Source organism: Microvirga massiliensis, assembly GCF_001006805.1.
In the GTDB taxonomy this organism is placed as follows: domain Bacteria; phylum Pseudomonadota; class Alphaproteobacteria; order Rhizobiales; family Beijerinckiaceae; genus Microvirga; species Microvirga massiliensis.
This window is the reverse complement of record NZ_LN811366.1, coordinates 9655-11784: the sequence shown is the minus strand read 5'-3', so window position 1 is coordinate 11784 and position 2130 is coordinate 9655. Positions and strand designations below refer to the sequence as shown.

The following is a 2130-nucleotide window of genomic DNA, read 5'->3' as shown; positions in this document are numbered from 1 at the left end:
ATCCTTGTGGTTGGTCGAGTAAAACCAGCGGCGCCAGAACGTCGGCACGCCGTGGTCATGGGCGACAACCTCGCTGTCACGAACACCAAGATTCATGATGAGACCTCTCGAACAGACAAGCACGTTCGAACATGGACCCAGCTCTGACAACCGAAATTGATTGGTAGATCGGAACAGAAAAATTGCACTTTGAATGATAAAACCTGCGATCTCCGGATGCCTCAGGCGCAGCTTCGAAACTGCAAAGATCTTGCTGGAAATGGGCAAAGAATTTCGTTTGCCGCATTCCTTGGTGAGGCCGACATTCCAAGAGCCAGCGTTTCAGCTCGCGACGCCAGGGTAGCGAACCACGACCGTTACCCCGGGACAGGAGGATTATCATGTGGCACATCCGGAGAGCCCACCGCGTGGCGGTCAGCGCATGTGAGATACCGGTCCCGCAGGTGGTCATCGATACTCTCGCCGGCGCATTCGCCATGCTCGCGTGGTACGTCGTCTCGTTCTAGCGCCGGGCGGTGCCGAGGAGGTTGGCGATGCGAGCCTACAATCTGTTCCGCCGTAGAGGTCATGCAGACCTCGTCTGCGCCGTCCCGGAGGATCGGCCCGTGCCTGCCTTCATCACGGCCGCTTTGTGGGTCTACGGGGGCAAGCTCGAGAATGCCGACATTGACCCATTGGCTTTCAACTATGAAGCGGCAGACGTCAGCGTTCATTTCATGGGCTTCTATCTCTTCCAAGCGACGCGGGCACTGGACGCTGGCCTCACTGCCCGACAAGGCCGGATCGAAGGCGCCGAGTGCGAAGGGCCAGCTCCCCGGACGGCAATGCATCGGGCCGCTAAGCAGACGTTAGGCTGCTGGCGTCCTTCCTCGAGAGCCAATGCCTGCCCGCTGGACCGAGTGCGGATTCCGGCCGGATTGAGTTCCGGCCTGTAGCGCGGGCGGATCCGGGCCCGGTCGATGTCGGATTTATTCAGGAGATGACCATGACTGCTGTTTATCCGGAGGCCACACCCGAGCTGGCGCGCAAGCGTCGCGAGCTTGCTCCCGAGGTCCAAGCAGCATTCGAGTCCTTCGGACGCCAAGTTTTCTCGGACGGCGCTTTGCCGAGTAAGACAAAGCAGCTGATCGCCGTAGCGGTCGCGCACGTCACGCAATGTCCATATTGCATCCAGGGACATACTCGGGCGGCGCAGCGGGCGGGCGCAACCGCCGAGGAACTGATGGAGGCCGTCTGGGTAGCCGCGGAGATGCGAGCCGGCGCGGCATATGCGCATTCCGCCATCATGCTGGCCTCGCTGTCCGAGAGAGCACCGGAATAGAGCTGGCTGAGGTTCGAGAACAGACGATGCTTCCCAGAGAAAGCCATCCTGCGGCACCATCCGCGTTCGGGACGACCCTGTACAGGATTGCGGTTACGACCTCTCTTCAGGCCACAGTGGTGCTGGTCGCCTGCCTGACGATGGGTCGATTGAGCGGCGGCGGCATCGGGCCGTATCTCCAGGCAGTAGGCCTCTGCTTCAGCGTGGTCGGCGCATTCGCATTGGGCCGCGGCCTTGGAGCGGAGCGGAGATCAGCGCACGAAGAGGCGGGCAGCCTCTATGCTGCAGCCCTGGTGAATTACTCCATTGCCTATATCGTATCGCTCGCCCGCCGCTTCACGGAAATGCTCGGTGCTCCAACCGGGCCGCTTTGAGCGGGAGCAGCCGCTCCACGGGCGTGCGATTCAATTTGGGCTTGCCTTCACTAGCCCCAACCGAAATCCCTCCCGCTCCAAAAAAGCGGCTGACGATTGGCGTACGACGCAGGCTACTGTGCGGCCAGCACGATGTGGAGTGGCCTGACGTCCTCCTGAACGCGTAGGACCTTCAGCCGCTTGCGATCAAAAGTCACGGAATTCGCCGGCCGTTGCGCTGATCACGGCCAGCAGATCGCGCGGCCAAGCGGTGTGAGGATGCGGCTTCAAGGGACGGAGCGGCTGTTATCCCCGATATCATTACCGGTCCGAGCCGGATATTTCGAAACGACTCGCTCGTTTTCCAATATAGCACCGGAGCCTGCCGTCTCCCGCTGTCGGCCTGCTTCGCGTGAACCTCTCCAACACCTCAGCGATCACGGTTGGATGATCCGA

4 protein-coding genes are annotated in these 2130 nt (G+C 61.0%); all 4 read left to right on the top strand.

All coding sequences use genetic code 11. The features are described 5' to 3' along the window. The first annotated feature begins 380 nt into the window (after window positions 1-380). Genes BN1233_RS50710 through BN1233_RS35845 form a run of 4 tightly spaced genes read left to right on the top strand, consistent with a single transcriptional unit; the run spans window position 381 to window position 1695 of the window. On the top strand, window positions 381-506 hold the full coding sequence (locus tag BN1233_RS50710) for a hypothetical protein (RefSeq protein ID WP_280139381.1): 126 nt from the start codon (window positions 381-383) through the stop codon (window positions 504-506). 27 nt (window positions 507-533) lie between these two features. Next, a complete protein-coding gene (locus BN1233_RS50880; protein ID WP_063776609.1) occupies window positions 534-935 on the top strand; it encodes a hypothetical protein in 402 nt (133 codons plus the stop codon). A gap of 50 nt (window positions 936-985) precedes the next feature. Further along, a complete protein-coding gene (locus BN1233_RS35850) occupies window positions 986-1321 on the top strand; it encodes a carboxymuconolactone decarboxylase family protein (protein WP_046868459.1) in 336 nt (111 codons plus the stop codon). A 26-nt stretch (window positions 1322-1347) separates the two neighbouring features. Beyond that, window positions 1348-1695, top strand: a complete 348-nt coding sequence (locus BN1233_RS35845) for a hypothetical protein (RefSeq protein WP_046868458.1) — start codon at window positions 1348-1350, stop codon at window positions 1693-1695. The last annotated feature ends 435 nt before the right edge of the window (window positions 1696-2130 follow it).

What these genes read in the sequence shown, in the direction of transcription:
- BN1233_RS35845 (WP_046868458.1), top strand. Translation starts at nt 1,348, where the DNA reads ATGCTTCCCAGAGAAAGCCATCCTGCGGCACCATCCGCGTTCGGGACG.
- BN1233_RS50710 (WP_280139381.1), top strand. Translation starts at nt 381, where the DNA reads ATGTGGCACATCCGGAGAGCCCACCGCGTGGCGGTCAGCGCATGTGAG.
- BN1233_RS35850 (WP_046868459.1), top strand. Translation starts at nt 986, where the DNA reads ATGACTGCTGTTTATCCGGAGGCCACACCCGAGCTGGCGCGCAAGCGT.
- BN1233_RS50880 (WP_063776609.1), top strand. Translation starts at nt 534, where the DNA reads ATGCGAGCCTACAATCTGTTCCGCCGTAGAGGTCATGCAGACCTCGTC.